The organism is Wolbachia endosymbiont (group B) of Hofmannophila pseudospretella, assembly GCF_964028515.1.
GTDB lineage: Bacteria > Pseudomonadota > Alphaproteobacteria > Rickettsiales > Anaplasmataceae > Wolbachia.
Map to the genome: position 1 here is coordinate 66,354 of NZ_OZ034788.1, position 24,275 is coordinate 90,628.

The following is a 24,275-nucleotide window of genomic DNA, read 5'->3' on the forward strand; positions in this document are numbered from 1 at the left end:
TTTACACCCCATACGCTTCGATTCGCCAGACCATTCCAGATTTATCTCTAAGTGGTGGTGTGTGTATTTTGTATTTGCAATCACCTATAACAAAAATATCTCCTACAATTGGCCTCAGTATATCAAAAATGCTTACCTCAAGAAAAAGCATCTCTCCCACAAATTGTCCTTCACCAATCTCGTATAATTTATCTGGCTGTTGCTTTAGTACTTGTACCATGTACGCCTTATTTTTCGACTTATACAAAGCTACTTCTCCTAAATGGGCAAAACAATCTTTTAGTAATCTCTTAATATTCTCTTGCATTCTTTCATAAGTATGCTAATAAGTTATATACTAGTAGAGTCCTCTTGTACCTCACCAACTTGTAGTTACTCTACCAGTATTGTTATGCTGCAACGACTTTTACTAATGTTCCTGGTCTGTGGCACATTGGCAATGGATTCGACTGCGTATGTAAATCAGTTCCTCTATCAAATCTCCTTGGCTCTTGTTTTGCATATAGTGGCTGTCCTAGTGTATTTACTGTTTCATTAAAATCTGCTGGTGCAAAATATGTTGTAAATGTGCTCGCTGTTCCTACTGGAAAACAGTGCCCTGTATCTTTCTCAATAAATCTTCTTACTGTTCCTTCAGGGTCAGTTGCTTGCCCTCTATATTCCTCAAATGTTATGCCACAGAACGTAAATCCTGACCTCATATCATTTCGAAGTGCTGCTCCTTCTTGCCATCTTTCATATGCTTCTTTTACTTTAGCATGAGAAGTTAATGCATCAAAAAACTCAGGGCTTACCAAGGCATGAATTCCAGTCATATATTCACCACTTAGATTATCTTCTATGTGCCGGAGTACTTCCAGACACTTACGTTTTACGTCAGTTGTTGCTGTTCCAAGGGCAAAATTTACTACTTTCGGTGTGATTTCAAATTCGTTGTACAGATTTAATAATTCTGACCCATCAGCATCTAAAATTATTCCTTTGAGCGCTCCCATTCGCAAATGCTCTAATGTTATTGCATGTTTGTTCCTCATCAATTGCAAATGATCGGTTATTACATCTGCCAGCGCTTTAAGTTCACTCTCTGATCCAAATGCCCTTATTCCTTGTACTTCTTCTGGCAGCACTACATCATCATGCGGAATGTGCGGAATCGTAAATGTTCTTACCTTTCTTTTTCCTCTTTTTCCTACTGTTGCTGGTGCTCCGGGTACTTGCGTTGGTAGTAAACTTAACACTCCGTTGTGTTCTTCTATCGTAATATGTCTAAATCTTACTGACCTACTTGGAAACAAATTTAAATTTTCAACACGTCCATAATTTATCGGCAATATATTCATCGCATTTGTTAGTGCCGTCATGCTAAATGCTGTATTTGTAAATGGATTTTGCATTTTTTCTTTTCCCCCTTTTGTATTTTTAATAGTTTTTTTAAGCTCCCTTGCGGATAATGATCCCTCGTGCTTCAAGTTGCTTTATTGCTGCATTTTTCTGCTCTTCAGTGATATTTGCTGGCCACACAATTGCATGATCTGCTAGCATTGCTATACGTGTAATGATTACTGCTTTGGCATTTTCTGTCGCATTTACATCACTTACTATCGCACCTATTGCTGTTTGTGTACCATCTGTTGCAGTTGGATTTATTATCTTAATCATGTTATCCTTATCACTACCAACAACTGTACCAAGTTTAAGATTTTGTCCCTTGGCTACCGTTATTTGGTCTCTTGAATATAGACTTGATGCCTCATACTTTAATAAGTCACCTAGATTATTTTGTTCGATTATACAACTCATAAAATTTCCTCATTTATTTTCCCCTTTAGTTTTACCGCCATGTTTGTAATTGTTGTACGCGGCGGTTATAAAAAAACTTAAATACTTGATTGCGCTCTAGTCCTTGCTACCTCCGTCATCAACTCTTCTCCTGAATTCTGCGGTATTGCACTCAGTATCTCTGTCTTTTTCGTTCTCTCTGCAAGTAATTCCATTAAAACCTCCCTGGCTTGCTCAATACTTACGCCTTGCTCTATAAATTCTCCTATCTTTTCTGGCATCTTTGATACATTACATAATCTTATTATCTCTAAAATTTCTCTACGACAGTTCTCGTAGCCTTCCTCAGTTAACTCATTAGTTGTCATACTAACACTCCTATGATTATTGATAAATTCAAAAAATGTTGTAACTCCATCTGCAAGATCTATTTCTACTGCTTTCTCCCCAAAATATAGCCCTGCTTCCGTTGATTTGATTGCTTCTATAGAAAGGTTTCGATTACGTGCTATTAGCTGCACAAACATTTCATATAGTCGGTCTACTTCTTTTTGTAAGCTTTCCAGACTTTCAGACGTCATTGGCTCATGTGGGTTTAAATCATTCTTTCGACTACCAGCAAAGATTGTGGTGTACTTAATACCTTGCTTTTCATCAAATCTACTTTGATCTATATGACTTGCTATTACTCCTATACTCCCAACCCCTGAAGTGCGGGTGAGAAAAATCTTTTCAGCGCTTGAAGCTATAGCATATGCAGCAGAGTATGCATCATCATTTGCTATCGCTATTATCCTCTTTTTTGCTCTTGATTCATAAATAAAATCAGCTAGGTCAAAGACACCGTTTACTTCCCCTCCTGGACTGTCTATGTCAAGTAGAATCGTCTCTATGCTTTTATCTTCTAAAGCGCTCTCTATCTCTTCATGAATATTTTCATATGAAGTCATGTCTAAAATATGATCAAAAGCTTCTGTTTTTTTTGTCAAAACTCCATAAATACGTATTATTGCTATTCCTTTTGGGTTTATATGAAAATGCTTTAAGTTCTTAAAGATAGGTTGTTTGCTGTTATATAATGATAGTAGTTCAAAGCTTCTTCTCTCTACCATTATTGGTTTATTTATCCACATCACCTTCTTCCCCTTATTGTATTTTATGGCACATTAACGTCACAATCGAAACAAAGTCCAAAAGAATTAGCACGCTTTTGATCTTCTGCTATTTCTTGGTCAATTTCTTCTACATCATAACCCATTTCTGATACTACTTCCGATCGACTCTTAAATCCATTCCTTACTGCCATTTGCTGTGCTTGCTGGTCTTTCAGTGGATCTACCCAATCAAATCCCTGTGGTATCCATTTTACTTCTTCTTTCGCTGCTTTTACTACTTTTTCATCTATACTCAGTTCTCCACAAAGCACTGCTAATTCTAGCCATCTACTCCATACTGGTCTGCAAAATTGGAATACTATAATGTTATGTTGCAGCATAGCGCATCGACGACGAAACTCTATCAGCCCTGCTCGAATGGATGAATAATTAACACCGGTTAAATCTCCTGTTAGCTGTTCATATGTTATCCCTGTACCTATTGCTATTGCCCTTAGCTGCTGTCTCATAAACGCTTCATAACTTCCTCCAACATCTGACGGCTCTGAAAATTTTATATCTTCTCCTGGGTCTAAAAGCTGCATTGTTCCAGGTTCCAGGCCAGATAGTGCTACTCCTTGCTCACTTGCTTCACCTTCTCCCATGATATTTGCTTCTGGATCGAGTCTCGTAATAAATCCAGCAAACATTGCTGCAGTTTTCTTTCTCACCAGCTCTGCATCATCATATTGATCAAGCTCATAAAGCTTCAGCAGTATATTAGAAAGCCAAGGCTCCCCTCTGATTTGCCCAGGTCTTAATGGTCTATAAATATGTAAAACATCATTTGCTGGCACTCTCACTGATTCACCAAACGAACCTTCACCAGGGTGTTCTTTAAATAGGTAATATGCTTCTCTTTGCCCAAGCTTGTTAAACTCAATCCCGTTTCTTATTACATTACCATTTCCTAAAGTTTGATTTGTTTTATTATCTAAATGTTCAGACTCAAGTACTTGCAGTTGTAATGGTACAGAAAATCTATCTTCCAGCTTTCTCGTTCTTAAACGTACAAAACATTCTCCTCCCTCTATCATACTTCTGCATACTAGAGCCTGCAGACCATAAAAATCACTTACTCCGTTACTATCTGCTTCATCTGTCCATTTTAGCCATAATTCTTGCACTTTCTTTCTAAATTCTGCATTCTTTGCTTTTGATTGCGGCTTTATTCCTGTTCCAATAGAGTTACTTACTATTGTATCAATAATATTTGCTGCATATGGATTTTTTCTCACCATATCACGTGATCTACTACGTAAAGTTTCAAGGCTTTGAGACAGCAAATTGTTTATACTTCCTAACTCTGGTTGAAAGTGAAAAAATCTTCTTCCTGACCCTGCTGCATCCCATGCTGAACTTTTGATTTTTGGCTTGCTAAATAGTTGTTTGAAATTTTTCAGCATCATACTAACCAAAATTCTCTTAATTCTTTTAATGTGCCGTTAAATTTATTTCTGTCACATTTTCCGATTCCACTTACTTCATGTGGCTCTGGACCATTTTTACCGTCGGTGTATTGCCATAAAATCCACTTATTCCAGCCTTGCGGTAAAACAGGTTGATCTCCATATCTTGCTATCCATAATGGACATTTAGTCAAAATTGGTGTGGCAAAATCTTTCAAAAATTTAGCACCTCCATACACTAAAGGTGAACGCCCTGTTTCTTCTTGAACTTTTTTAATAAAATCTTCTGCTTGTCTTGGTTCTATATTTTTTCCACTTTCGTTCTCTTCAATATCAAGAGCAACAATTGTATTTTTAGCTTTACCCACTGTATTCAAAAAGTGATTTGCCTGATCCTTTCCATCTTCCCCTACACCGAAATGATATGAACCCCATAATAGACCCAAGTCTTCAGCTTCTTTTCTTCTTTCTTTGTATTTTGAATCTATGTACTCTGTTCCTTGCGTTGCCTTATGAATTACTCCAACTATACCACTCTCTTTAGCTAACTCAAAATCCACATTTTCTTGCCAATGTGACAAATCTATTATTCCATTTACTGAACTCTCTCTATTGTCCCATAGTTTTATGAAAGTTTTTAATTGCTCTAAAAATTCAGAATATTCCTCTTTTACAACTTTTCTCAGAAAATTTTCCCTCATATAACTCCTTTATTTGTTGCAAAAATAATCTTTCGTTTAGGCTTCATACCTGCAACTTTCAGTTCAGCCTTAATACGTTGCCGTAAATTCAGCAAGTCATTTGTCTGAACTTCAGCATATCTCACCACATGGTCACCATATGCAATTGATACTACTCGCTCTCCGTTTTGTAGTTTCTTTATCGCTTCTTCGACTTGAATTAAATACTCTTCGCTGTACATCTTACTTCTCATTCAACCATTTGCTTTGTCTCACTTTTTTAGGTTTTTTGCTTTCTGGCTTTTCACTTAAACTATTCCATTTACTCTCTGGCCAACGATCGATTCCAAGCGCAATAGATGCTGCTCTTGCGTAAATTCGGCAGTCTAGCACTTCATTTCTTTCTCTTACCTTTTGCCACTCCTGTTTGGTGTATCCTTTTACTACCTTACTGACTAATTGCTCTGCCGTTAACTGCTTAAAATATTCGGGTGCATACTCAGGAAAATGACAATATCCTGCTGGCACTTTCTCTTCTTCTTTTAAAATATTAAGTAGCTGAAAAAGCTCTGACTTTAATATCGATACTCCTACTGGCCAGAGCTTTATTCCTCTTTTTAGCTTTTGACCACCAACTGTTATATCAACTCTACTTGGGCTGCTAAGTGGCACTAGGGCTTTATTTACACCTTTAACTGCCATTACTCTTCCAGATCCTTGATGACCTCTTACCCAGTTGTATACTTCTTGCGTTGCATATCCAGCATCTACTGCCATCATGCTTATCATATATTCAAGCCCATTTTCACCGATAAAATGATGACTCAGAAGCTCCGAAAGTTTTCCCCATACTTCTCCACCTCCTGTATCTCCTTCAAATACTCGGTAGTCTATTGACCAACTTTCACGGCTTTTTCCCCATGCTACAACTTCCACCTCTAGACGATCTTTTTGGACATCTACTCCTGCAGTAAGTACCACTTCTCTCCTTGGTACTGTGCCAATCTGAAAAAATTCTCTCCTGTTAAATAATTGCTTCCAATCAGGTACTTCTCCTTTATCTACCCAAGTTTCTCCAAGCGTAGTATTTATCCATACTTTTAGTAATTGTTCACTTTCTTTTGCATGAAGAAAATCTTCTACTGCTTGTTGCCAACTATACCAACCAACTGGGCTATAAAGACTTGAAAGATGAAATCCTTTTTTCTCCCCTTCTTTTGCCTCTGTAGCTCTCCATTCTCCACGCTCAAGCATCTCTGTCTTTTGATGATTTTCTATTTTGCCGCTACATTCAGTGCAGACATAATGTGCTGTTCTTGAGTCGTTGTTTTCCCATTTTATTTGTGACCATTTTAGAACTTGATAGTAATTACAATGCGGACATGGTACAAAAAAATATCTCTTATCTGTTGCTTCAAATTCCTTCTCAATTCTGCTTATTCCATGAATCGTTGGTGTTGATACTAAAAAAATCTTTCGCCGTGCAAATGTATTGGTACGAGCTATGCTGAGTAAAACTGGATCTCCTTCTCCTCCTGAATCTCCTGGATATGCATCTATCTCATCAAGAAAGAGATATTTTACTGGCATAGAACGAAGTCCTACACTGCTATTTGCTCCGGTTATTACTACTATTCCACCTGGAAATTCCTTACTTTGTACAGTATTGCCTGAGTCTCTTGACCTTGGGTCTTTTACTTTACTCTTTAAACATGGCATACTCTCTATTAACGGCGCAAATCTTCCTTTTGACCAACGCTTTCCCATTTCAACTGTTGGCTGCACAACTAACATTGGACCAGGAGTCTGATCTATAATATAGCCTATCCAATTGTTACCAGCTTCTGTTCCTCCAATCTGCGCTCCTTTCATGAATACTACTTTTTCTGCTGGTGAGGACGGAGAAAGTGAATCCATGATTTCTTTTAAATAAGGAGTTCTTTCTGTTCTCCATTTACCTGGCTCTGATGCTGCAGTTGGCGCTAAAACTCGATACTCATTCGCCCACTCTGACACTTTAAGTAGTGGATCTGGCTTTAAACCTTCAGAAAAAGATGTAGCATATATCATATCGCTAGCTCTTCACCATCATTAGATGATACCTCAACATCACTTAAAATAGAACTGCACTCACTTGTTTTCTCACTTTCGAGTTCAATAAACATTTTCTTTTCAAGTGCTTCTTCTATGTACTTCTGAGTTAAATTACTCATTGCTATTGCAGCTATGAGCGCAACTATTCCCACCATTACCGCAGCTATAATGTTAGGGTAAATTCCCACTATCACTATTGCACATACTGTTATAGAAACACAGACGATATTGATATATTTCTTTATTTTTTTGTCTGCTATTTTCCTTTCTTCAAAATATTTATTGCTCAATAAATGAAATGTTGGAAAGTTCTTCTGTCTTCCAAATAACACTATTTCCTTCTCTTTGCTCAGTAATTTTATTAATTTTGCGTTGTTCGTTATTATTGCATACTGAAAAACATCCGTGGCATCTGCTCCTCTCTTTAGCAACAACTTTACTACGTTAAAGTGACCATGCTTTACAGCAACATAAATTCCCGTTTTTCCACTCTCATCTACAGCATCTATTTCAACTCCTTCACCAAGAATACCGTCTATTAGGTCTTCATATCCTTTTCTGGCAGCTAAATGAAGCAAACTGTTTTTATCAGCTCCGTATCTATTACTTGCTAAAATCTTTACTATATCTAATCTATTTGCTTCTTTTGCATAACAAAATGGTGTCTTGCCATTATCATCCTTAATTAAAGGATCTATATCTTCTCGCGTTAGTAAAACTTCTATTGTTTTCAGCCTTTCAGCATAATGTAGTGGCGTTTTATTTTCATAATCTTGTAAGTTAACCCCAGCATTAGGAACATTTATTAAGCATCTTACAATATCTAAACATAAGTCCCTTTCGTCGTAATTACTACTACTTATAGCTACGTGCAAAGAAGATAATTTCATTGCATTTCTGCCGCTGCCAACTACATTAACATTCGCACCAAGATTTGAAAGTAATTTTACTACTCCTAGCTTCTTGTTGTTTACTGCATAATGAATTGCTGCATGATTTCTCGCATCAAGAACATCTTTGTCCGCATTTCCTTCTCTAATTAAAATTTCTACTATTTGTTCATGCCCAGCTCCTGCCGCTAAGTGTAACGGTGTATGTAGTAAAGCATTCTGCTCATTAACATTAACCCCTTTGTTGAGTAAAAACCTTACAGCATTTGCTTCATTCAACATCGCAGCTAAGTAAAGCAAACTATCTTCCTCTGATCCGTATTTATTATTAATTAGCGCTTGTAATATTTCTTCTCTTGCACAAGAGAGCGCACTTTTACCATCATCATCAGTGATTAGTGGATTAATATTTTTTCTGTTCAGTAAGAGTGCAACCATACTAAGCTCGTTAATTTCTACTGCATAATGTAGCGGTGTCTTTCCATTTAATCCTCTAACATTTACATCCACTCCTTGCTGATTAATGAGACACTTTATTAATTCTAAACTTAAGTTAGCAGACATTATTTAAAACTTAATATTAGATAATTCTTGTAATGAGTTTGTAATCTCTTCAGTTAGCGCCATATGAATCTTTTCAGTGTCACTCAGTGATGCAAGTAGTGCTGAAACTCTATTTGGAATATTAAGCAAATTATTACGGACAACTCTTGCTACGTTAAATGCATCGCGCTTTACTTCCTCTACTGCTACAAGTTCTCCTATCTCAGCCTTAGCTTTCGCCTCAAGTAGTTTACCTCGTTCCATTTCATTTTTTATTCGAGTTTTAAGCAACATTGTGGAAAGGTTACTTGTATTTTCGTTTTCTGGATTTTTCCTCCTCAGTGGCTGACTTGGATCTCTTATTGCTGCTACCGCTTCATTTGCTTGCTCTCTATTGATCAAACCATCCTCCAACTCAACTATTCCTTTTTTTACTAAATAACAGACATATTGCTTTGAAACTCCTAGTTCTTTTGCCCATTCCGTTTGTGTGATCTTTTCCACTTTTTTTGCCCCTTTATTGCTGTTTTTCTTCTTGAATTTGTGCAAAAGTTTTGTCAGTACCAGAAAGAATTGCCTTCCTACCTGTGTATATTTGCCAACGTTTTATGGTTATACCAATTCCCACTATATAAAGAACAGATAGACAATAATGGGAAAGAAGTGATACTAAAGTAGATAAAATAGAGAGGTATAAATGGCATTAAGGTCAAAACTATTAGACGAAAAAGTTGTAAATTTGGCGAAAGAAATGTTAAAAAAGGTCAGAAATAACGCATATGTTTCAAAAAAGTTACAAGCGGTGATAGCAGGAAAAGAAAGTAGTATAAGCGCTGTGGCAAGAATATGTAAAATTTCAAGGACTGCTTTGACTGAATGGATAAAGCATCTAAAATTTGGTAGAGTAGAAAGATTATTTTCCCCGTCTCAGCGGCGAAGAAAAAGCAAATTAAACAAAAATCAACGTGAGCAAATTGAAATATGGGTAGAAAGAAATCCAAATATTACTATTAAGGAAGTGCAAATAAAAATCTCAGAGGAATTTGGCCTAAACATTAGCAAATCAACAGTGCACCGTGAGATACAAAGGATGAAGTTTTCTTACATAACACCGAGGCCAATTCACCATAAACAAGATAAAAACAAGCAAGAAGAGTTTAAAAAATACTTCAATAAAATAGTCAATTCCCACCCTGAAAAGGAGGTATTTTTTTGATGAATCACGATTTGGAACTCATTCAAAAATCGGACACGGATGGTTTAAAAAAGGGGTCAGAACACAGGTTAAAATGAAAATTGGTAGACAAAATTTCTATATCTACAGTGCGGTAAATCCAAGAAGTGGTAAGAAAATTAGCCTACTTGCTCCATATGTAAACACTGATTGTATGAATATATTTCTGGAGCAGATGTCGAAAGATTTAGGCACGAAAGAAGCCTTTCTTGTAATGGATTGTGCAAGTTGGCATAGATCAAAAAGTTTGAAAATTCAGGAAAACATTACCATCATATACTTGCCTCCTTATTCACCGGAACTGAATCCTGTTGAAAGGTTGTGGCAATATATCAAATACAATACTTTACGCAATAGTATCTACGATACCATAGGTTTACTTGAAGATGTTTTGTGTAATTTTATTGTCAATATTTCCAGTACTACTATTAAACGAGTTTGTAATGTTTCTTATTTGTTCGGTCAGTAATGGATTTTGGTATGAGAACTTTAATCTTTAATCCTCTTTAAAAAGTTATCTGAAGAAACGACTTTCACACCTCTAGCTTTTTCGAATGCCTCTCTTGCTGTGCCTGCGTTCTTACCTCCTTCCTTTGCCGCCTCTAAATTTTTATTATAGCCCTGTGCATCTTTATCTTTTATTTCATCAATGGTAGCCTGTTCTCCTAGCATGTTAAAAATTAATTCAATTGGTGTCATATGGTCTCTTAGTGGTTGTTTCCTCAAGCCTTTTATTTCCTTATGGTGCTTTGTTTTTACTCCAAACGTTCCCTCAGAAATTACGTCTGTCAATATTGCGTATTCTCTACCTTCAATATGCTTATTATTGTGGTCAGATATATTTCTGTTACCCCATTCTTTTGTTAGTTGATTTCTGACAGCTATCGACTCTATTCTCTTTTGTATCCATTCCTGAGGGTACCCTTTTGCAGCATAATCGGCATAGATTCGTTTGAGTGCAAGTTCAGGGTTTTCATATTCTTATAGCCTTTCATATCCAACTTTTGCAAGCCAGCGTTTAAATTGTTCAACTCTTTTGGAAGGAATAGACTGCAAAATACGAAATAACCCCTCAACATTTGTACAATTAACATTCTGTTTACCACCTTTTGTTTTAATTTCAAGGGGGGTGACAAATTGTCCCCATCCTTCAGAGAGCCCTATATCTCTGCTTTTTATCTTTTTTAGATAGTCAGATGGGTTCTTACTACCTGTCAGAAAAGCTATTACTTCTGTTATTACGTACCACCATTCTCCATCGTGTAATACTCTAGTAAAATTGCTATTATCAAAAGCAGTAGTTTCAATATCTCCCTCTTTTAAAGTTAAAGTATCAGTCATAAGCAACCTCTATAAGTTAAGAATAAACATAAAAACTAAAAAGACACTATTTTTAAGTCAGAAAAACCATTACTTACAATTTAATAATTTTCCAAAATCAATTATGTGTGAAAAGTAATCACTATCTATAACATCATCACTTACATCATTAACGTGGATAAGGACTGGACGACATGAAAAGCCTTTTGGACGATTTAGTGCATCTATTTTCTTTTGTACCTCTTGTATTATTGAATGACCAATTTTATCTTTTGAAAATTTGATTTCGCAAATGTAGAGAGTGTTAAACTTCGTTTGAATCATATAATCAATTTGACAACCTGCACTATTACGTGTTCTTTTCTGAAAAAATGGATTCTCGCTTATTATTCCATCAATCCCTAAGATATTATGTATGCTCTTTCTATTGTTCAGCACCAAATTTTCAAATTGAAGCCCAATAATTGTATACCACTCTGGTAAGAACCCTATAGAATAGGTGTCACGACTAATTTTCCCTAGATCTTTTTCGATATATTTTAGATAAAACCTTAAATAATTATCTTGAAGTCTGTATCTCCTGAGTCGTGAATCAGTACCAGTTTTTATACTCCAAGTATGATCTTTTGCAATAAAACCAGCAAGCTCAAGCTCATGTAGATACTCAGAAATGCGTCCATGTCTTACGATATTTAAAGTAGCACAAATTTCTTCTTGTTCTTTAGCTCCAGTAGAAAGAGCTCTGACTATTTGCTTATAAAAAGCCGTTTTTCGCATGAATAAATCTGAGAATATTTGATTAAATTCTTCAACTAAAAACCCACCTTTTCTAAAACAAAGCCTTTTAATATTTTCTTCAGCGCTATGCTTAAAATTTACCTCTTCTAAATACTTTGGAATTCCGCCAGTTACTGCAAGCACCTTGAACTTTTCATATGCTGAAATATTTTTTGGCCAAAATTCATTGCAATCAGAAAGTGATAATTCTCCGAGTGTTAAAGTTAACGATATTCTCCCTACGAAACCAGTACTACTAAGTATATTTTTCTCGATCCATGATGAAGCTGATCCACAAACAACGAAAATTAGCTTGTTATTATTTTTTAGCTGCGTATCCCAAAAATTTTTTATTTTGCCTAAAAAGGTTGGATCTTTTGAGCCCATCCAAGAAATTTCATCAAACAGCAATAATGTTTTTCCTGATAGTAGACGTTCACCAACTGCCCATAGTAAATCGCTCCAGTCATCATACCTAGCAAAAGATGTATTAAATTGTCTAGCAACTTGTCTAGAAAATTCATTAAGTTGGTAGGACATTGTAGTATGCTTTTCTGGTGGCAAACCTATAAAGGAGTAATATTGTTCAAAATACTTACCAAACTCTTGAATTAAACGACTTTTTCCTATACGACGCCTTCCTTTGACTACTACAAAAGATGCAGTATTTTTTTCTGTAAGCTCCAGTAGTTGTTTTAACTCAGTTTTTCTACCAATAAATAATGGAGACATAAAACACAAAATATAAATCTTTGTCTCCGTTATACTAGATAAAATTGGAGACGTAAATAAATAAATTTAGATCTTTGTCTCCATTCTGAACTATTAAGCGGTACATAGGTTTTAGATGCAGAAAAAGCTCAATAGAAAAAAATGATCCATTTCTGTAATTTTAGGTACATTCTTTCACCTATATCCAAAGAACCCCTATCAAACAAATCATATCCTCTTTTTCTGGAATACTCCCAAATTGGCTGAAATCTTGAACGGAATACATATTGTAATTTAATTGTTAGGACATTTATATTATAAGCAAAACAGAAATTTAATAACTATAAGGAGAAAACCTACGTTTTAAAGCTAGCTACAATTTTTAAGTAAAGCAGTAGCCACCTGATTAAAGATCGCTTATAAAACAACTCTAAACTCAACTAAAAGGTATTTTCAGTAGTCTTACTATCACGAAAGAAACTTACATGTAAGTTTAACACGATTTTCATGCCTTGTAAAGAAAATTTTTTAAAAAGAATTTAACGTTTCCTGTCTCAGATCTTTTTTTAGAGAGCTATCTACAAGGGTTAAAGAATAAATAAGAATGAAAAATATAAATAGGGTATTATTATATACCTTATTTTTATTATTTATAATAATAGGTTTTTCCTCTAAACTAAGAAACACTCAAAATCAGCCAAGGAGCAGCCTTTTATGATATTATAGTAGTTTGCTTGACTTGTAACCTTAAATTATGTTAAACTCCTCTACAGTAGCCCACTTCTCAGCTTAATGAGATTTCATTTTCCAATCTAAAATGGCTTAAACTGCCAAAAATCTATGTAATCCCGAATCTAAAGCACTTAATTCACAAACAATTATTATTAATAGTTTTACTAATGCAGCATTTTGTGGCTACTTCTTATAGATGGAAAATCTCTCACCTGGGTATATTGTAAACACGTTAAGCTCTATTAAAGTTTAATAGAAAAATCGTAATGAAAAAAATTTTAGAGCAAATCATATTTCGGACTGGTCAGGTAAGGAAGCAGTATTACTACTACCCCCTCCCTTAGAAACGCAGCATGCAGGTTTCCCAACACTACGCTTGAGCCCCTTATCTAAGTTCTTCTTTTCTAGAACCGGCTTGTCCTTCATGATTCCTCAGGAAACATCATTCTTAATGGTGACACCAACAGTAGAGAACCTTCTCTTGAGAAAGAGCTTGCTAACATTCTTGTTCGTTTCACTCTCTCATCAAAATACTTTTTCCATTTTAAGTCAAGGGGATTTGCATCCGCTCTGATTTTAACATGTCGTCTGATAGGTATATCAATCAGCTTAAGCAGTCTTAAATACCGTATCTCTTTTGGTTTGTTCTTGCATAGGGGTGCAGCAAAAACCCATTGGCGTTGACCCATTACTTTGAAGTAACGATTCTTTATCCAACGTAATCCTTTACGAGGATGTCTTTTCTTTGCCCATTTCCATAAACTATGCCAAATTTCATTGTCGATCTTTCTAAACGCTTTTTTAGCACACACATGGTGATAGTAATTTCCCCATCCTCTCAGTAGAGAGTTGAGTGACTTAATTACTATAGCCTGAGTGTTCGCTATATTTGCTTTTATCAATGTACGTGCTTTATTAAGAAGTCTTTTAATACTTTCTTTCGAAGGTTTAATAATTAACTTCTTATTATATCTACGTACATTACAACCAAGAAAGTCAAACCCTGTTGTGATAGATGTAATCTTTGTCTTCTCTTCTGACAGAATTAAACCTCGCTCATGAAGAAAAGATGATACTAAAGGCTTAACTTCCTTTTCCAGTACTTCATGTGTGAAACCTGAAATAATAAAGTCGTCTGCGTATCTGATTACATTCACTCCACTTCTGATTTTGTTTCTTTTTCTACTGCCGAGTTTACCAAATCGACTTTCCAATAACTTTTCAAGTCCGTTTAAGGCTAAATTGGCTAGTATTGGAGAAATTATACCACCTTGCGGGGTACCTGCAGTTGTGGGATACAGAGTTTTTGATTCTAGGAAGCCAGCTTTTAACCAACTATGCAGAATTTTTTTCTCCATAGGAATATGCTTCATAAGCCATTCATGATTAATGTTGTCAAAGCATCCTTTGATATCACCTTCAAGTATCCATTGTAGTTGATTACGACTTGCCAGTAACAAATGACAAGCTACTGTAGCATCTGCACAGGATCTTTTAGGTCTAAAGCCATAGGAGTGACGATCACTGATCGTTTCAGCTATCGGTTCCAGAGCAAACAGATATAATGCTTGCATGGCTCTATCTTTTATCGTGGGTATTCCAAGAGGTCTTCTTTTGCCATTAGATTTACTGATATAAATCCGTTTTAGCGGAGAAGGTTTATATCCTCTTTGCTTTAACTGCTTTATTCCTTGAAATTTAGCATTGCAAGTTGACCATAGTTGACGATCTACACCCGCTGTGTTTTTTCCTTGGTTTTCAGTTACTCTCTTAACAGCCAAAGCTTTTCCGCTAAAAGAGCGTGTGAGAAGATGTTGTAAAGTTTTTACCTTACCCCATCTTCCTTCTTGGACAGCCTTAACAATACGTCTTTGTAGCCTCACAATAACTTTCTGGCATTTCTTCCATGGCAACTGCTTCCATGCTTCAAAGCTTTTGGTAGATGCACTTACAGGTTTACTTGTAATCATCTGCTTTCCTACCTTAAGTGGTTAACAAAGTTTCTTGTCACGAGGGACCAAACGGAAGTCTGCTCGTTTTCACGCGAATTAATGTTACAAATTCTATCCATTTCGTTACAAAATGGCATTCGCTTTCTCCATTCTCCTTTACCTGCACTTCCATCAGCATTCCTTGCGGTTTGCTTGCCATGTAGGCGAAAATACAGGCTTACCCTGTTTCTCCAGTCATACAATAGTGGGTTAGGTGGCTTCTCTATACCGGTGGAGTTATTATTTGCGTACATCTAGAAATGAAAAAATGTAACTTATCCACATTACCTTTTGGTCAGAGCTTATCAGCATCTTTAGCTCTTTCATCGTATCGGTACTTATAAAGCTTCACTTACGTTCACCATACCACTAGCCTAGCCCTCCAACCACATGATGCTTGCAGTTTATGCCCCTCTCACGATTGAGCATCTTCTTTTTCAAGAGGAGGTTCATTGTCCGCATCGCTTGGCACCAACCGGTTGCCCGATTCGCACTGATGCGTAGACTCAGACGGCAAAACATCTGGTTTAATAAGTTTTAGAATCCTTTCAGTTTCTTTCTGAATGAATTCCTCTCCTTTTAAACAATATGACCGAAGACTTTCAGGTCGCACCATTTCTAGTATATATCTGTTATGGAGGAGAAAAAAGGATGGCTTATTTGGTTATTCTCATAAGCAAAGTGTAGTATATTTTGCAACATAATGCAGATGCAACTTATAGGCGGCTTTTTTGTTTAAAGTTAAAATGAAATTAAATTTTGTAATTTTTTTGAGGAGTGTAAGTTGAGAGCAGAGTTAAATTTTCAATATCACCATTTACCTCTACAGAAGAGAACTTTTTTAGTGTTGCCTATATATTTTTGTAGTTTTTCGGACGAATTTGAAATTGAACGTATATATATACTACAGGGGCATATGAAAGATAAGAGAACGGAGTTGTGCAAAATTTTCTAAAAAGTGACCAGTTTTTGTAATTTTGTTGAACTTACTATAGTAAGACCTAGCAGCCTGGTCTTCTGAATTGTAAATATTTGGGGTAAATATGGACAGTGTCAACTTACGCTTGAAAAAAAATTTCTCCTCTCTTCCGGAAAAACATGTGAGAAATCCGGTATTACTATAGTAAAAGGTACAGAGACATCTCTCTACCCACTTATGACTGTATTTTAAATTACCAAACCTTTAAGAACATCATCATGAGCTATGTAACAGAAAAAAAGACATTTTGTCAACAAACATAGCTTATTTTAACAGGAGAAAACAATATGCATGACAAGCAAGCTTTATTTGAAAGAGCAGCAGAAGTAAAAGCAGAACTACTCTCAAGAATAGAATCATCTTTATCCTACTTATTACCAAATGGTACTTTCCACGGAGGTAAGTTCTATGTTGGTAATATTAGGGGAGATAAAGGGAAAAGTTTAGTAGTAGAAACAAGAGGAGAAAGAGCCGGATTATGGGTTGATTTTGCTACGAGTGATGGTGGTGACATCTTTGATCTCTGGCGGGATGTTACTGGCAAGACGAAGTTTCTTGATACCATAGAAGATATAGAAAAATGGCTTGGCCGTTCAACATTTCAACCAAATCAGTTGGAATACTTAAATCAATCAGAAATACATTGGGATTACCACGATGAAAACAACCAAGTAATAGCTAAAATTTATCGTTATTATGATGCTGCAGGAAGAAAACGATATAGCTGTTTTGATGTAAAAAACTCAAGTAGTACTGCACCAAACCCAAGACCTTTATATAATATTCCAGGTATAATTAAATCTGACAAAATTGTTTTCGTTGAAGGTGAAAAATGTGCTGAAAGTTTAATAAATAAAGGCATAACGGCAACAACAACGATGTTTGGGGCAAATGCACCTATTGAGAAAACAGATTGGACTTTACTAAAAGGTAAACATATTATCATTTGGCCAGACAATGATGAAGCAGGCAATAAATATGCCAAAAACGCTGAAAAGAAACTTTTAGAACTTGGTGTTGCATCACTTGTCACGCTTAAGATTCCTCAAGATAAACCAAAAACTTGGGATGCTGCTGATTGTATTCAAGAAGGGATAGATGTTGAAAAGTTTTTAGCTACAACTGTTCGCATACCATGTAGAAAAAACGTTACCTTCTTTCTTGCAGATCAATACTTAAACGAGAAATCTTCTGGACCAGGTGATATTATTGAGCCAAGAGTTTTAACTCCAGGTGGTCTTTTAGTATTTGGTGGAGCTCCGAAGGTTGGTAAAAGCGATTTTCTCATCTCATGGCTTACATATATGGCTGCAGGAAAATCATTTCTTAGCATGTCACCTACTAAACCTTTACGAATTCTTTATCTTCAAACAGAGGTTGGTTATTTCTACATGTGTGAGCGCATGAAACAACTTAAACTTGATCCAGAGGTTCGTAAATTAGTTTCCTGTAATTTAGCTATTACACCACAAACAAGGCTGCTTTTAAATGAAGACGGCATTAAAGACATTGTCACTGAAGCAGAAAAGATCTTTGATCCAAGTACAGTTGACGTCATTGCCATTGATCCATTACGTAACATTTTTGATGCTGATGAACATGGTAGTGAAAATGATAATAATGCCATGATTTTCTTTCTCCAGGAGAGAGTTGAAAAACTGCGTTCTCTAATCAATCCAGATGCTGGAGTAATTTTAGTGCATCATACAAAAAAAATGCCAAAGAAGTTATTGGAAGAAGATCCATTTCAAAGCTTTAGTGGCGCAAGTAGTCTGAGGGGATTTTATACTACTGGGATGGTCATGTTTAGGCCGGATGAGAAAAACAGCAATCGTCAATTGATATTTGAGTTACGTAACGGTCATTCCATTTCACCAAAATGCGTTGATAAAGTTAATGACCATTGGTATGAGATTGATCCAGAGTCACATAGGCTAGTGAATAAAGATTATGGTGAAAAACTAGATGCCGAACGTTCTCGTAGATATGACATCATCTTGGACTTAATATGTGCAGAAGGACGTAAGGGTCATGCTTATACAATTAATCAGTTTTGTCAGGCATTTGAAAATAAAGAAGGTCTTGGCAGTACACATTCTATACGTGATCGTCTCGATGTCCTTGCTACCAAAGGCTACGTTAAATTCAACAAGGAAGGCAAAAACGCTGCAAGAAACAAATACGGAGTACTTTGCGTTGAAGGTATGGAATTTGGGCAAAAAATATTTGATCCAGAGAAGAACAAAAAGGTTACAGTCTATCACAGATTGCTACCCACACACTACAAGTCACCACACTATGGCAGCGTAATTCCTGTAGAAAATCCAAATACTTGGGTTTATCACAATTAAATCATTAATATTTCAATCATTTCTTAACTAGAGGGACAAAATATGCATTCTAAAAATTCCTATGTTGGCATTAACCCAAAAGTTGTTAAACACATACGACACTATGCTAAACTTCTGAAGAGAGGAAAAGCTTTTGCTTGTAAAGACATTGAAGATGTTGAGCAAGATCTTTTACTTGACTGTTTACCTGGCCTTAATGAACTTGAAGGGCATTTTATAAAACAGTACGTTAAATGCCGTGCTCTTAATTTAAAAGAAAAAGAACTATGTAAAAAACGTACCATTAATTTTGTTGATGAAACTTTACACGAAGAGAGTGATGAAAGTCTTGAATATAGCTCCGCGGTACGGATTGATGTAAATGAGGCAATTGCAAAGTTACCTCGAGAGTTAAGAAAAATATGTAAACTATTGGCAGAAGATCACAGCATTTGTGAAATTTCCAGAAGGACTGGTATACCAAAATCAACTCTCTACGACACAATTAACAAATTACGCAAAGAGTTTTCCCACCTAAAAACATACCTAAAACGAGATTTCTAACTATAGGGGGAAAATATGAAAATAATAAACAGCAAAGAAAGGACAAAAATGGTCACAGGTGTAAAGATAGTAATCTTTGGTCCTTATGGTATAGGTAAAACTAGTCTCTTAAAGACCATAAATGAACCAACACTTTGTCTTGATTTTGAAGCAGGACTTCTTGCTGTTCAAGATTGGCAAGGAGATTCAATCAGTATTCGCACTTGGAATGAGGCCAGAGATATTGCTTGTCTTATTGGTGGGCCAAACCCTGCACTAAAATCTGATCAAGCATATAGTCAAAAGCACTATGAACATGTATCTGGTAAGTACAAAGATTTTTTCTCTGAGTTTTCTAAATACCGATGCATCTTTGTGGATAGTATAACCGTTGCTTCACGTTTATGTCTATTATGGGCGAGGATGCAACCTGAAGCTTTTTCAGATAGATCAGGAAGAGAAGATAAAAGAGCTGCTTATGGGTTGCTTGCTCAAGAGATGATGGCTTGGCTCAATCAGTTTCAACATATCAGAGATAAAGACATCATAATAGTTGGCACATTAGGTCAATATCTCGATGACTGCAATCGTCCAACTTGGCTACCTCAATGTGAAGGAGCTAAAACTGCTAGTGAGATTCCAGGGATAGTTGATGAGGTAATCAGCATGGTTGGAATCAAGAAAGATGATGGAACAGAGAAACGTTCATTTGTCTGTCAGACTATTAATACTTGGGGATACCCTGCTAAAGATCGAAGTGGCTGCCTTGATATGGTTGAAGAACCGCATTTAGGTAAATTACTTGCGAAAATTAAAGCCAAAACTTTGCTGTTTAATTAAAAATTGGAGAAATTATTATGGAACAAAGCTTTTTCAATATCGGTCAAAAAATTCCCTTTTTCAGTGTAAAAGAATACTTGGATGATCAATCGCCAATACCAGAAGATATAATCGCACCAAGGATTCTAACTAAAAGAGGTCTATTGGTACTGGGTGGCCCACCTAAGATTGGCAAGAGTGATTTTCTAATTTCATGGCTTGTCCACGTGGCTGCTGGAGTTTCATTTTTGGGTATGACTCCAAGCAAACCTATGAAAATTTTCTATCTGCAAACTGAAATCGAATATGACTACATGAAAGAACGGTTGCAACAACTTCAGCTTGATGAGGAACTTCTGAATATAGCTGCCAATAACTTAATTATCACGCCAAGAGTGCAATTATCTTTTACCAGTGAAGAAATAGATGAAATTAAAAATGTTGTCAAAGAGCGTTTCAAACCTGATATTATCGCCGTCGATCCTCTTCGCAACATCTTCAACTCAAGTGAATATGGTAATGAAAATGACAACAGCGCTATGCTATTCTTTTTGCAAAAAACGCTTGAAAGACTGAGAAATGTTATCAATCCAGATTCGGGCATAATACTCACTCACCACACAAAAAAACTGTCCAAAAAGATGCTGGAAGAAGATCCATTTCAAGGCCTAAGCGGTGCTGGATCTTTACGTGGATTTTATAGCACTGGCATGGTGATGTTTGCTCATGATGAAGAAAGCACTACCCGTCAAATAGTGTTTGAGCTGCGAAATGGTGAACGTGTGGCAAGCAAGCTTGTCGATAAGATAAATGGTCGTTGGAAACTTGTAGACCAATGGAGTTGATTCTTTTTTTCACTTAATTTATAGGAGGACAATATGTTATCAGATTTTTTAACTGATTTTAATACTGCAAAATTACAAGGTAATTTAATACCAAAAGGTACAATAGTCAAGGTAAAAATGGCAATAAAGCCTGGAGGTTATGAAAATTGGTTCACTAAAAGCTATGCTACCGGCAGCATCTATTTAAACGCTGAATTTATTGTTACTGAAGGTCCATACGCAAAACGCAAGATTTTTCAAGTAATTGGTATTAAAAGTGGCAAAGCAAGCGTTGAAGGAGAAGATACTTGGGGAGAATCTGGACGTTCTATGCTTAGAAGTATTTTAGAGTCAGCACGGAACATTCATTCAAATGACACTTCAGAAAAAGCAGTTATTGCTAGAAAAATCAACTCTATAGCTGATTTTAACGGATTAGAGTTTACTGCAAAAGTCGGTGTTGAAGCTGATCGATATGGAGAAAAAAACAAGATTGCTACGGTTATTACCCCGGAGAATGCTGAGATTGACTGGATCCCATTTTGAGGTACGACGAAGAAAAGCTATGGACTGCTGTCATTGAGAGGGCTATGAAAGATGCAGTAGGAAAAAACGTAAAGCTGAAAGAAGAAGCGATAAAATGGTTAAATTCTGAATCTTTTGAAACTGTTTGTGAGCTTTGATTTTCAATATGTCAAAAAGCATTGTCTCGGTATTCTCGAAAGAAAAAAGTAGTTCTAGTTTTTTAAGATAAAAGAATGTTTAAGCATAAAAATGTACTTCAAAAAAAATTTTCATTTTTCCCGGAAAAATCTGTGAGAAATCCGGTATATATATAATAAGGGAGGCAAACATGTCAATACTCACACAGTCAGGAAGAGCAGCAAGTATAAAAGAGCAGTCTCTACATCTTGCCTGGGGAAGTGGTGATGCAAATTGGGAAAGTAGCCATCAGATCGAAAAAGTTTTTGTTGAGGGTGAAATAGCTCTAGATCACCACACTATTAAAGATGTAAGAGTTTTTACAGGGCAAACAGTGTATCAGTCAAGTGTTGACTATACAGTTGATAGCAGTGCTGGTGTTATTCAGCGCACAGAAAATAGCTCTATTCCAGTAAGTGATAAAGTTACTGTGCAGTATACTGAAAGCACACCACCTGAACCTATAAATTCTATAAAGCTCTTGAATGAACTTGGCAGACGTACTGCGGATGAAGTGCTATTCTGCACAGGTGATGAAAATGGCGAACTTATAACTCCTTCTGGAAGGTTTAGGCCCTTAAATGTACCAACTAATAACTTGTACCTTAAATTTACTTTCGATTTCACGGACGCAGCAAATCAAGTAATAAGGGAATTAGGGGTTATGGTTGGTACTAAAATAAAAGAAGAATTACCTGAAGGACAGAGATATTTTGAACCAAAAGACGTGGAAAATCCTGGAATTTTATTAGTTTTAGAACACACCGTACCACTTATCAGAACTGCAGCAACTCGGGAAACTTTTTCGTTTGTAGTGACATTTTAGAAAAAGAGAAAAAAGATGACCTTAAATAGCTATTATAATCGCTTTAATCCTGACAAAGAATACGAAAAAAGCTTGTTTCTTGCTGGAAGAGGTTTGCAATCTGCAGAATTAAACGAGACTCAGGAGTATGCTCTCTCTAAGCTTAAAGGCATAGGCGATGCAATATTTCGTGATGGTGATGTTATAACAGGAAGCAATTGCATCATAGATGGGGAAAAAGTTACACTTGAAGGAGGAAAAATCTATCTGCGCGGTGCAGTTAGAAAAGTTGAAAAAGAAGAGTTTGTTATTCCACTGAGTACCACAGTTCGCATAGGTGTTTATTATGTAGAATCTACGATTACAGAACTTGAGGATGAAAATCTTCGTGATCCTGCTGTTGGTACACGTAATTATCAAGAAGTAGGGGCAGCAAGGCTTAAAGTTTCCACCATTTGGGGTTATCAAGCAGAAGGTCTTTCTCCACGTTTTTCTGAAGGGGAGTTTTATCCAATCTATAACATTGAAAATGGAGTATTGATAGAACATTCACCACCTCCACAAGCAAATATAGTAACTACAGCTCTTGCTCGTTATGACAAAGAAGCAAATGGTTCCTACGTAGTAAATGGCCTTGAAGTAATGTTTTTGCAAAGGGACGAAAAAGGTGGAGAAATATTCGTGATTAATGAGGGAAAAGCTCATGTTGATGGTTATGAAATTGAGTTACCTCATAGTATTCGTGTTTCCTTTGATGAAGATCCTGATATAAAATTAGTTGAATCAGAACCACATACTTTTCAGCCAAATAGCCAAAGAGTAATGGAACTTAAAGTTAATGATTTTCCAATAAGTGAAATTAAAAAAGTAGATATAACTGTTCAGAAAACCATTACCGTTACTCATGGTTCATACTCAGGAGCTGTTGATCCAATACCTGACTCTGCGGTACTTGAAATTATTCAAATTAAACAAGGTAATGTTATTTATGAAAATAGTGTAGATTATAAACTAACCGCAGGAAACGTTGATTGGTCATTACCAGGTAAAGAACCAGCTCCTGGAAGCAGTTATCAAATAACTTACCGCTGTCGTACTCATGTAAGCCCTGAAGATATAAGTGAACAGGGATGCAAAGTAAAAGGCGCAGTTGATAACAGCTTGGTTCTGATTGATTACACCTGGAAAATGCCACGCTTTGATTTAATTACTATAGATGCAAAAGGCGCAATAAGAAGGATAAAAGGCATAGCTCACCCTTGGCGACCATCGATGCCTAAAGCTCCCTCTGGACAACTTTTGCTCTGCTATATTCATCAGACATGGAAAGAAGGCGAAAAAGTGAAAGTGGTTAATAATGCTATTCATGCTGTACCGATGAATGAGCTTGAAGCAATGAAAAAAGGAATAAATGATCTTTATGCTCTTGTTGCACAGGAACGTCTACGCAGTGATGCAAATTCAAGAGAACCTACCACCAAAAAAGGAGTATTTGTTGATTCGTTTTTTGATGATGATATGCGTGATCAAGGAATTTTGCAATCTGCAGCAATAGTAAATAAGGAACTAATTTTACCAATAGACGTAGAAATTATTGATGTTGAAAAGAGCACAAAACCTTATCTTTTACCGTATGAACTTGAGCCAGTATTGGAACAGCTTTTACAGACTAAAAGTGAAAAAATTAATCCATATCAAGCTTTTGATAAAGTAACCGCAAAAGTTACTCTAAATAAAAACATTGATCACTGGACCGAGGCTACCACAAATTGGAAAAGTCCAGTAACAAGAGTTTTTAATATTACGGAAACCACAGAGCTATTGTCAAGCAGAACATACGAAACTGAATTTATGAGAGAAGCAGTACAGAATTTTGAAATTGAAGGTTTTGAGTCAGGTGAAAAGCTTAAGGAATTAAAGTTTGATGGAATTTTTATTCAACCTCAAGCATAGAAAATA

Annotated in this window: 25 protein-coding genes; 8 read left to right on the forward strand and 17 right to left on the reverse strand. The window is 36.1% G+C overall.

Annotated features, from left to right (window positions below):
- Position 1 precedes the first annotated feature (1 nt).
- From ABWU24_RS00295 to ABWU24_RS00345, 11 genes are all read right to left on the reverse strand, one after another.
- Positions 2 to 307, reverse strand: a complete 306-nt coding sequence (locus ABWU24_RS00295) for a hypothetical protein (protein ID WP_341810090.1) — start codon at positions 305 to 307, stop codon at positions 2 to 4.
- Positions 308 to 389: 82 nt separating this feature from the next.
- Positions 390 to 1,394 (reverse strand): major capsid protein, encoded by a 1,005-nt coding sequence (locus ABWU24_RS00300; protein WP_353274246.1) that lies wholly within the window; start codon positions 1,392 to 1,394, stop codon positions 390 to 392.
- Between the two features lie 37 nt (positions 1,395 to 1,431).
- A complete protein-coding gene (locus ABWU24_RS00305; RefSeq protein WP_353274248.1) occupies positions 1,432 to 1,800 on the reverse strand; it encodes a head decoration protein in 369 nt (122 codons plus the stop codon).
- A gap of 77 nt (positions 1,801 to 1,877) precedes the next feature.
- Positions 1,878 to 2,912 carry a S49 family peptidase gene (locus ABWU24_RS00310; RefSeq protein ID WP_353274772.1) on the reverse strand — a complete coding sequence of 345 codons (1,035 nt, stop codon included), beginning with the start codon at positions 2,910 to 2,912 and terminating at the stop codon, positions 1,878 to 1,880.
- A 23-nt stretch (positions 2,913 to 2,935) separates the two neighbouring features.
- Positions 2,936 to 4,342: a phage portal protein gene (locus ABWU24_RS00315; protein WP_353274250.1), complete on the reverse strand. Its 1,407-nt coding sequence runs from the start codon at positions 4,340 to 4,342 to the stop codon at positions 2,936 to 2,938.
- Positions 4,339 to 5,043: a glycoside hydrolase family 25 protein gene (locus ABWU24_RS00320; RefSeq protein WP_236514948.1), complete on the reverse strand. Its 705-nt coding sequence runs from the start codon at positions 5,041 to 5,043 to the stop codon at positions 4,339 to 4,341. Before ABWU24_RS00320 ends, ABWU24_RS00315 begins: the two co-directional genes overlap by 4 nt.
- The gene (locus ABWU24_RS00325; RefSeq protein ID WP_353274252.1) at positions 5,040 to 5,264 is read right to left on the reverse strand and encodes a gpW family head-tail joining protein; all 225 of its coding nucleotides are present in this window, start codon (positions 5,262 to 5,264) and stop codon (positions 5,040 to 5,042) included. Before ABWU24_RS00325 ends, ABWU24_RS00320 begins: the two co-directional genes overlap by 4 nt.
- Before the next feature lies 1 nt (position 5,265).
- A complete protein-coding gene (locus ABWU24_RS00330; protein ID WP_353274254.1) occupies positions 5,266 to 7,092 on the reverse strand; it encodes a phage terminase large subunit family protein in 1,827 nt (608 codons plus the stop codon).
- Complete coding sequence (locus ABWU24_RS00335; protein ID WP_353274256.1) at positions 7,089 to 8,570, reverse strand: ankyrin repeat domain-containing protein; 1,482 nt, start codon at positions 8,568 to 8,570, stop codon at positions 7,089 to 7,091. The genes ABWU24_RS00330 and ABWU24_RS00335 overlap by 4 nt, the downstream gene beginning before the upstream one ends.
- Before the next feature lie 3 nt (positions 8,571 to 8,573).
- Positions 8,574 to 9,053, reverse strand: a complete 480-nt coding sequence (locus ABWU24_RS00340; RefSeq protein WP_114517343.1) for a hypothetical protein — start codon at positions 9,051 to 9,053, stop codon at positions 8,574 to 8,576.
- A gap of 77 nt (positions 9,054 to 9,130) precedes the next feature.
- Positions 9,131 to 9,253 (reverse strand): hypothetical protein, encoded by a 123-nt coding sequence (locus ABWU24_RS00345; protein ID WP_353274258.1) that lies wholly within the window; start codon positions 9,251 to 9,253, stop codon positions 9,131 to 9,133.
- Here ABWU24_RS00345 and ABWU24_RS00350 point away from each other — a divergent pair.
- A protein-coding gene (locus tag ABWU24_RS00350; protein ID WP_353274215.1) for an IS630 family transposase occupies positions 9,247 to 10,252 on the forward strand; the annotation gives its coding sequence in 2 pieces (ribosomal slippage) (positions 9,247 to 9,756 and positions 9,758 to 10,252; 1,005 coding nt in all). The two genes, ABWU24_RS00345 and ABWU24_RS00350, sit on opposite strands and share 7 nt — an antisense overlap.
- A gap of 20 nt (positions 10,253 to 10,272) precedes the next feature.
- On the opposite strand, the gene ABWU24_RS00355 is transcribed toward ABWU24_RS00350, so the two are convergent.
- From ABWU24_RS00355 to ABWU24_RS00380, 6 genes are all read right to left on the reverse strand, one after another.
- Positions 10,273 to 10,575 (reverse strand): hypothetical protein, encoded by a 303-nt coding sequence (locus ABWU24_RS00355; RefSeq protein WP_353274213.1) that lies wholly within the window; start codon positions 10,573 to 10,575, stop codon positions 10,273 to 10,275.
- 189 nt (positions 10,576 to 10,764) lie between these two features.
- Entirely contained in the window at positions 10,765 to 11,124 is a 360-nt protein-coding gene (locus ABWU24_RS00360) for a Bro-N domain-containing protein (protein ID WP_353274211.1), read from the reverse strand.
- 69 nt (positions 11,125 to 11,193) lie between these two features.
- On the reverse strand, positions 11,194 to 12,612 hold the full coding sequence (locus ABWU24_RS00365; RefSeq protein ID WP_341816037.1) for an AAA family ATPase: 1,419 nt from the start codon (positions 12,610 to 12,612) through the stop codon (positions 11,194 to 11,196).
- Between the two features lie 999 nt (positions 12,613 to 13,611).
- Positions 13,612 to 13,749 carry a hypothetical protein gene (locus ABWU24_RS00370; RefSeq protein ID WP_341816093.1) on the reverse strand — a complete coding sequence of 46 codons (138 nt, stop codon included), beginning with the start codon at positions 13,747 to 13,749 and terminating at the stop codon, positions 13,612 to 13,614.
- Entirely contained in the window at positions 13,746 to 15,293 is a 1,548-nt protein-coding gene (gene ltrA, locus ABWU24_RS00375; protein ID WP_264330863.1) for a group II intron reverse transcriptase/maturase, read from the reverse strand. The genes ABWU24_RS00370 and ltrA overlap by 4 nt, the downstream gene beginning before the upstream one ends.
- Positions 15,294 to 15,729: 436 nt before the next feature.
- Positions 15,730 to 15,930: a hypothetical protein gene (locus tag ABWU24_RS00380; protein ID WP_012481961.1), complete on the reverse strand. Its 201-nt coding sequence runs from the start codon at positions 15,928 to 15,930 to the stop codon at positions 15,730 to 15,732.
- A 650-nt stretch (positions 15,931 to 16,580) separates the two neighbouring features.
- Between ABWU24_RS00380 and ABWU24_RS00385 the strand changes: the two genes are divergently transcribed.
- The 7 genes from ABWU24_RS00385 to ABWU24_RS00415 all read left to right on the forward strand — a co-directional run bounded on the left by ABWU24_RS00385 (position 16,581) and on the right by ABWU24_RS00415 (position 24,269).
- The gene (locus ABWU24_RS00385; RefSeq protein WP_341816039.1) at positions 16,581 to 18,644 is read left to right on the forward strand and encodes an AAA family ATPase; all 2,064 of its coding nucleotides are present in this window, start codon (positions 16,581 to 16,583) and stop codon (positions 18,642 to 18,644) included.
- Positions 18,645 to 18,686: 42 nt separating this feature from the next.
- Complete coding sequence (locus ABWU24_RS00390; protein ID WP_265014527.1) at positions 18,687 to 19,187, forward strand: sigma-70 family RNA polymerase sigma factor; 501 nt, start codon at positions 18,687 to 18,689, stop codon at positions 19,185 to 19,187.
- Between the two features lie 15 nt (positions 19,188 to 19,202).
- Complete coding sequence (locus tag ABWU24_RS00395; RefSeq protein WP_341816040.1) at positions 19,203 to 20,006, forward strand: ATP-binding protein; 804 nt, start codon at positions 19,203 to 19,205, stop codon at positions 20,004 to 20,006.
- A gap of 17 nt (positions 20,007 to 20,023) precedes the next feature.
- The gene (locus ABWU24_RS00400) at positions 20,024 to 20,830 is read left to right on the forward strand and encodes an AAA family ATPase (protein ID WP_341816041.1); all 807 of its coding nucleotides are present in this window, start codon (positions 20,024 to 20,026) and stop codon (positions 20,828 to 20,830) included.
- Positions 20,831 to 20,863: 33 nt separating this feature from the next.
- Entirely contained in the window at positions 20,864 to 21,355 is a 492-nt protein-coding gene (locus ABWU24_RS00405) for a hypothetical protein (RefSeq protein WP_341816042.1), read from the forward strand.
- 307 nt (positions 21,356 to 21,662) lie between these two features.
- A complete protein-coding gene (locus tag ABWU24_RS00410; RefSeq protein ID WP_353274260.1) occupies positions 21,663 to 22,337 on the forward strand; it encodes a hypothetical protein in 675 nt (224 codons plus the stop codon).
- Between the two features lie 15 nt (positions 22,338 to 22,352).
- Positions 22,353 to 24,269 (forward strand): DUF4815 domain-containing protein, encoded by a 1,917-nt coding sequence (locus ABWU24_RS00415; RefSeq protein ID WP_341816044.1) that lies wholly within the window; start codon positions 22,353 to 22,355, stop codon positions 24,267 to 24,269.
- Positions 24,270 to 24,275 lie beyond the last annotated feature (6 nt).